Here is a 7,324-nt window from a genome sequence, read left to right as displayed (position 1 = left end):
AGGGATCTTCCGAAAATCCCTTGTAAAAAGATCCGTCAGCTCTGCTTTGAATGATATAGACGTAAAAAGCCATAAAACAAAAAAGCCTCACATTTTATTGTGAAGCTTTTTGCGGACCGGACGGGACTCGAACCCGCGACCTCCGCCGTGACAGGGCGGCATTCTAACCAACTGAACTACCGATCCAAAGTTCTTTCAAAAGAGAACTGCTTTATAAGAAAACTCATTAGCAGTTAGTTTTGCCCTTACGTATTCCGTTTTCGGGACGGCAAAGATAAGGGGAAACATTTTTCAAAAACAAATCTTTCTTAAAAAAATTTCAACCCCTAATTTTACACGCTCAACCCAATGCTATGCCCCAATACCCAAACCGGCAATTCCTTGATTTTGAAAAACCTATTAAGGAACTGTACGAGCAGATTGATGATACCAGGAAATTAGCGGAGAAAAATCCGAAGATCGACTATAAGTCCAATATAGAGCAGCTCGAAGCCGCCATTATTGAAAAAAGGAAGGAGATCACACAGCACCTCACGCCCTGGCAGCGGGTGCAGCTGAGCCGTCACCCGGACAGGCCTTATACATTGAAGTACATCGAGAAAATGTGCACCAACTTCGTGGAGCTGCATGGCGACAGAACCTTTAAAGACGATAAAGCCATGGTAGGCGGCTTTGCCGAGCTCGATGGTGAAACCGTGATGATCCTCGGTCAGCAGAAAGGAACCAATACCAAACTCCGCCAGCTGCGGAATTTCGGTATGGCCAACCCCGAAGGCTACCGTAAAGCACTGCGGCTGATGAAGCTCGCGGAAAAATTCAACAAACCCGTTATTGCCCTGATCGATACTCCGGGCGCTTATCCCGGCCTGGAAGCTGAAGAGCGCGGTCAGGGTGAAGCCATCGCCAGGAATATCTTTGAAATGATCCGCCTGAAAGTACCTGTGATCGTAGTGATCATTGGTGAAGGCGCATCGGGCGGTGCACTCGGCATCGGCGTGGGCGACCGCGTTCTGATGATGGAAAATACCTGGTACACCGTTATCTCTCCCGAAAGCTGCAGTTCTATCTTATGGCGCAGCTGGGAGAAAAAAGAAGTGGCCGCAGAACAGCTTCGTCTTACCGCTACCGATATGAAAGGTTTCGGACTGGTAGACGAGATCGTGCATGAACCACTGGGCGGCGCCCACTGGGATTATACAGAAGCAGCAAACATCCTTAAATCATACCTCGTGAAAAATTTACAGGAAATCAAAAACAAAACACCGGAACAGCGTGTGAACGAACGTATCGAGAAATACGGTCACATGGGATTCTGGGAAGAAACCGCAATGGCAGGCGCGCCCGAACTCGGTAAACGCGAAAGCCCTGAAGATTTACTATAAAACTAAACCTCAAACAACAACACAACAATGTCTGTACGTCAGCAATTACAGGGAACCGGTGTAGCACTGGTAACACCCTTCGGATCCAATTTTGAGATCGATTTTGAAGCCTTGGGAAACGTGATCGAGGCCATGATAAAAGGAGGGGTTGAATACCTCGTAACCCTTGGAACAACCGGTGAAACTCCCACCCTTGATAAGCAGGAGAAGTTAGACATTGTACACTATACTTTTGAGAAGGTAGCGGGCCGCGTACCCGTGGTAGTGGGCATCGGCGGAAATAATACCGCCGAACTGATCAAAGAACTCCATTCTTTCCCGCTCGATAAAGCCGCTGCTGTTCTTAGTGCCGCTCCCTATTACAACAAACCTTCGCAGGAAGGACTATTCTACCATTATAAAGCACTGGCCGAAGCTTCACCCAAACCGGTGATCCTGTACAACGTGCCGGGCAGAACCGGCCGTAATATGGCTGCTGCCACCACCATCCGCCTCGCCAATGAAGTAGCCAATATTGCCGGTATCAAGGAAGCAAGCGGCGATATGCTGCAATGCATGCAGATCCTGCGCGACTGTCCCGACGATTTCCTGGTAGTCAGTGGTGATGATGCACTGGCCCTGCCGCAGATCGCCTGCGGCATGCAGGGCGTGATCAGCGTGGCAGGGAATGCCTTTCCCGGCGATTTCTCCGGCATGGTGCGTACAGCCCTCAAAGGCGATTTTGCGGCCGCTAAACGCATTAATGACCGCCTTATGGACGCATATGAGATCATGTTCGCGGAAAATAACCCGGCGGGTGTGAAAGCTTTCATGCATGAGCAGGGACTGATCGGCAATTATCTCCGCCTTCCCGTAGTGCCGCTGAGCGCCGGTTTGCATAAACAGGTAAAAAACTACCTGGGACATTAAGAATTGTGTAACTTTTGGAAAGTTTTAAAACTTTCCAAAAGTTATCTGCCATGACTAACACCCTGCAACCCGCACACCGGTTACTCCCCATCGACCTGCTCCGGGGTATCGTAATGATCATTATGGCGCTGGATCATGTCAGGGATTATTTTCACATAACCGCCATGACCGCCGATCCGCTGGACCCGGCTACAACCACACCGGTGCTGTTCTTTACACGGTTCATCACGCATTTCTGTGCACCGGTATTTGTGTTCCTGGCGGGGACTTCCGTTTTTCTTGCGGGACAAAAGCTCTCCAAACAGCAATTGTCGGCCCTGCTGCTGAAACGCGGACTGGTATTGATGCTGATGGAAATAGTAATATTCAACCTGCTGTTCTCATTCGACCCTTTATATCGTTTTTTAGGTTTGCAGGTGATCTGGGTAACGGGGCTTTCGATGGTGCTGATGTCGGGCCTGATCTACCTGCGTTTGCGTACGTTGTTTATTATCGGGCTGATAGTGGTTGCAGGTCATAATCTCCTCGACCATTTTAATTCAAAGCCTGGAGAAGTAATCCCGTTATGGTGGGGGATACTGCACCAGCAGTATTTTGCCAATTATGCACCGGGCAGGTTTTTCGGGGTGATGTACCCGCTTTTGCCATGGCCGGGTGTGATGATCCTGGGCTATTGCCTCGGCAGCTGGTATACTTCTGCAGATCCGGCACAGCGGATCAAACTGCTGAAGAAAACAGGCTTGCTGGTAACACTTGCTTTTTTTATCCTTCGCTGGGTGAATATATACGGAGATCCCAATCCATGGACATCACAACATGACCATCTTGCTACTGTTTTATCTTTCTTCAACGTTACCAAATACCCGCCGTCATTACAGTATCTCTGCATTACCATCGGCCCCGCACTGATCCTGCTGGCATGGCTTGAAAAAGCAAAAGGAGCATGGACGAATATTGTAGTTGTTTACGGTCGTGTTCCGATGTTTTATTACCTGCTGCATTTTTTCCTGATACACGTTTTATGCACTATCGCTTTTCTTTTATCCGGAAGGCCGATGGCAGACGCTTTTACAGGCATGATGGCATTCCGGCCAAATGATTTCGGTTTCTCATTGGGTGTGGTTTACCTGATCTGGATCTTTGTTGTGGCTGTATTGTATAAGCCTTGTAAATGGTATGGACAATACAAAGCCGCGCACCGTAAATGGTGGCTGACCTATCTGTAGGAACTTTCTCTTTTTCTCTTGCCGGTTTCACGATAACTTGCCATCAAAAAGAATATGCATACAGCTGGTATCGGTTCAAAAGTAGAGCATCCGCATTTCGGGCGGGGAGTGATCGTAGACAGTGGCACTGAGTTTTATGTGATCTGGTTCAAATCGCAGAACGGAACAAAAAACATCGGTAAGGATTTTGCAGAACTGCGCATCATTGAACAGGCAGACGCAACAGAATCACCCGCTGCAGGCATTTCGCTGGCCGATATTGAAATGGCGCTGAATAATATCCTCGAGCAACGCATGCACGAATTTCAACTGGTTCCCATGGCCAATAAATGGAACGACGGTATGCTGGTGATGCAGCCGAAAGATGATTCCTTACAGGCTAAGGAAATGCCGATCGAAACCTTCTTTCATAAAATAGTAATGGTGCGCGACCGACTCCGCCTCATCGAACAGAAGATCAACGCGCATAAAGTGCTGACCGATGAGGAAAAAGTAGATATCCAGCAATATATTACCGGTGTATATGGCTCGCTTACATCCTTCAATATCCTTTTCAAAGAAACCCATCACCAGTTCAGGGGAGCAAAATAAAAAGAACTGATCAGGAATGATTAATCCCTGATCAGTTCTTTGATCTCATTCAGTTTCATCAATGCTTCTACAGGTGTTAAACGGTTAATGTCTATATCCTGCAGTTTCTGCCGTATCGAATCGAAAGTCTGCGAATGTGCATCGAAGATGGAGAGCTGCATTTTCGGAGCGTTGAGTTGCCTGATATTCTGCTGCAGTTTTTCTTTTGCCGATCCGCTTTCCGATTCATTACCGGATTCATCAACATGTTTGGTCTCCAGCTGTTTTAAGATCTCGTTGGCACGGTCGATGAGTGCTGGAGGCATGCCGGCCATTTTCGCCACATGAATACCAAAGCTGTGCGTGCTGCCTCCCGGTGCCAGCTTACGTAAGAAGATAATGCGGTTGCCAACTTCTTTATTGGTGACATGGAAATTGGCTACGCGCGGCAGCTTTTCTTCCAGTTCATTCAGTTCGTGATAGTGTGTGGCGAATAAAGTTTTAGGAGCGGATGGAGACGCATGCAGGTGCTCTACAATACTCCAGGCGATCGAAATCCCGTCGTAGGTAGATGTACCCCGGCCGATTTCATCCAGCAGTATGAGGCTCCTGCGGGAGAGATTATTGATGATGCTGGCCGTTTCATTCATCTCCACCATAAAAGTAGATTCGCCGCCACTCAGGTTATCGCTGGCTCCCACACGTGTAAAGATCTTATCTGTAAGCGGAACGATTGCCGCAGACGCCGGAACAAAACTGCCCATATGCGCCATGAGTGTGATGAGCGCAGTTTGCCGTAAGATGGCACTCTTACCACTCATGTTCGGTCCGGTGAGAATGATGATCTGTCTGCCCGACGGATCGAGGCAGATATCATTGGTTACATAATGTTCTCCGGGTGGCAGGTTGCGTTCAATAACGGGGTGGCGGCTGTCTTTCAGATCGAGTGTGTCTGCATCTGTCAGCTCCGGTTTCTTATAATTATACTGCAGTGCATTTTCCGAAAAGCATACAAGGCAATCCAGTACGGCCAGTATATTTCCGTTTACCTGGATGGGAGGGATGAAAGCCTGCAATGCCTGCAGCAACTGATCATAGAGCTGGAGTTCAATGGCCAGTATTTTATCTTCTGCGCCGGTGATCTTCTCTTCGTATTCTTTCAGTTCCGGTGTGATATAACGTTCGGCATTGGCGAGTGTCTGCTTGCGGATCCACTCAGGCGGTACTTTGTTTTTATGAGAATTGGTTACTTCAAGGTAATAACCGAATACATTATTGAAACTGATCTTCAGCGATGAAATTCCTGTTTTCTCTGATTCCCGTTGCTGTATATTCACGAGGAATTCCTTACCCCCCGCTGCAATGGCGCGGAGCTCATCCAGCTCTGCGTGCACGCCTGCTGCAATCACACCGCCTTTACCGGCTGCTACCGGCGGCGTTTCCTGCAGCTGCTGCAGGATCTGTTCCACGATGGCATCACAAGGATCCAGCAATGATGCAAGATGCTGCAGGTAAGGTTGTTCCTGCCTGCTGCAGGCTTCTTTGATCAGCGCTACCTGCTGTAAACCCCTGGCCAGCTGCATCACTTCACGTGGATTGATCTTGCGGGCGGGGAGTTTACTTACCAGCCTTTCTATATCGCCGCAGGCTTTCATGGCCTGTGCCAGCTGCTGCCGTAGATCGGGCTGAAGAATGAAATACGCCACGGTATCCAGCCTTTCACGGATCTTTTCCGGTGATTTCAGCGGGAATAACAACCACCTGCGCAGCAAACGTGCACCCATCGGGCTGACGGTATTATCGAGTACTTTCAGCAGGCTTGTGGTCTGATCGCCTCCTGCGGGCAGCAGCTCCAGGTTACGGATCGTGAAGCGGTCCATCCATAAAAAATCATCGCGTTCGATACGCTGGATGGAAGTGATATGCTGCAGGTTGGGATGCTCTGTCTCCTTGAGATAATAAAGGATGGCACCCGCTGCAACAATACCCTGCTGCAGGTTCTCGATCCCATAACCTTTAAGCGACTGTGTCTGGAAATGTTTGAGCAGGCTCTCGGTGGCAAATGCCTCATCGAAGATCCAGCTTTCCATGGTATAGGTATAGAACCTTGTGCCATAAGTTTCCTTGAAATGTTTCTGGTAACTCCGCTGAAAAATGACTTCGGCGGGCCTGAGGCTCTGCAGCAGCTTATCGATATAGTCTGCATTTCCTTCGGCCACAAAGAATTCTCCCGTGGAGATATCCAGGAAAGCCGCTCCGGCATGCGTATCAGTAAAATGAATGGCTGCAAGGAAATTGTTGCTGCCCTGTTCCAGCAGTTTATCGTTGGTAGCTACGCCCGGCGTTACCATTTCCGTAACCCCGCGTTTTACGATCCCCTTTACTGTTTTGGGATCTTCCAGCTGGTCGCAGATAGCAACCCGGTAACCGGCTTTTACCAGCTTATGCAGGTAAGTATCCAGCGCATGGTGCGGGAAACCCGCCAGTTCGCTGGCTGAAGCAGAGCCGTTATTCCTTTTGGTAAGCGTAATGCCCAGCACTTTAGACGCGATGATCGCATCCTCTCCAAATGTTTCGTAAAAGTCGCCCACGCGGAAAAGCAGTACGGCATCGGGGTATTTCTGTTTAATAGCCCGGTGCTGCTGCATTAACGGTGTTTCGGCAGTTGATTTTGACATGGGAGGCAAATATAAATATTGGCAGCGGCCTCTAGGTCACATCTTTCCGGGATGGGGAAAACTGGCGTTTCGGAGAGATTAACAGCACCGGCAGGGGGATGGAGTGCTTTTTGCAGGCGATGGATTCAGTAATAAACCAAACCTGAAATACTATGAAAAAGACAATGTCTGTACTGGCCCTCGCGCTGGTGATGATCTTGAGTTCCTTCACCAACGTACATGCTTCGGCCCTTGCCGAAAAAGCGGCCGTGGAATCGAAAGAAGCCATCAAAGCCCGTGTAGCGGCAATGACCGATGCTGAAAAAGAAGAGCGTGCGAAATATATCAAGGCCCGCGTGGAAGAGATCCGTACAATGGACAAATCCATGCTGAACCGGGCGGAACGCAAAGAACTGCGTAAAGAACTGCAATCCATGAAATACGAGGCAAAAGCGATCGGATCGGGGGGCGTTTATATTTCCCTCGCCGGTATCCTGCTGATCATCTTACTGCTGATCCTGATCCTGTAATAAAGGATTGATTATAAATAAGAAAGGGCCGGCAGTATCTGCCGGCCCTT

The 7,324-nt window shown here is 48.9% G+C and carries 6 protein-coding genes and 1 tRNA gene; 5 read left to right on the top strand and 2 right to left on the bottom strand.

Features of this window, described 5'->3' with window-relative positions; translation table 11 throughout:
* Positions 1-112: 112 nt before the first annotated feature.
* A tRNA-Asp gene (locus B5D42_RS14535) sits at positions 113-186 on the bottom strand.
* A 167-nt stretch (positions 187-353) separates the two neighbouring features.
* On the opposite strand from B5D42_RS14535, the gene B5D42_RS14530 reads away from it, so the two are divergent.
* From B5D42_RS14530 to B5D42_RS14515, 4 genes are read left to right on the top strand one after another with little or no spacing between them, the layout of a single operon-like run.
* Positions 354-1,382 (top strand): acetyl-CoA carboxylase carboxyltransferase subunit alpha, encoded by a 1,029-nt coding sequence (locus B5D42_RS14530; RefSeq protein WP_078832243.1) that lies wholly within the window; start codon positions 354-356, stop codon positions 1,380-1,382.
* Positions 1,383-1,409: 27 nt separating this feature from the next.
* Positions 1,410-2,291 (top strand): 4-hydroxy-tetrahydrodipicolinate synthase, encoded by an 882-nt coding sequence (dapA, locus tag B5D42_RS14525; RefSeq protein ID WP_078832242.1) that lies wholly within the window; start codon positions 1,410-1,412, stop codon positions 2,289-2,291.
* A gap of 50 nt (positions 2,292-2,341) precedes the next feature.
* Positions 2,342-3,517 (top strand): acetyltransferase domain-containing protein, encoded by a 1,176-nt coding sequence (locus tag B5D42_RS14520; RefSeq protein WP_078832241.1) that lies wholly within the window; start codon positions 2,342-2,344, stop codon positions 3,515-3,517.
* Positions 3,518-3,571: 54 nt separating this feature from the next.
* A complete protein-coding gene (locus tag B5D42_RS14515) occupies positions 3,572-4,108 on the top strand; it encodes a DUF8685 domain-containing protein (protein WP_078832240.1) in 537 nt (178 codons plus the stop codon).
* Between the two features lie 20 nt (positions 4,109-4,128).
* Here B5D42_RS14515 and mutS read toward each other — a convergent pair whose 3' ends face one another.
* A complete protein-coding gene (gene mutS, locus B5D42_RS14510; RefSeq protein WP_078832239.1) occupies positions 4,129-6,765 on the bottom strand; it encodes a DNA mismatch repair protein MutS in 2,637 nt (878 codons plus the stop codon).
* A gap of 152 nt (positions 6,766-6,917) precedes the next feature.
* Between mutS and B5D42_RS14505 the strand changes: the two genes are divergently transcribed.
* Positions 6,918-7,274: a hypothetical protein gene (locus B5D42_RS14505; RefSeq protein WP_078832238.1), complete on the top strand. Its 357-nt coding sequence runs from the start codon at positions 6,918-6,920 to the stop codon at positions 7,272-7,274.
* Positions 7,275-7,324: the final 50 nt, after the last annotated feature.

It is taken from the genome of Sediminibacterium ginsengisoli, assembly GCF_900167075.1.
Taxonomy (GTDB): domain Bacteria; phylum Bacteroidota; class Bacteroidia; order Chitinophagales; family Chitinophagaceae; genus Sediminibacterium; species Sediminibacterium ginsengisoli.
The sequence above is the reverse complement of the archived record's forward strand: the minus strand, read 5'-3'. Positions and strand labels throughout refer to the sequence as shown.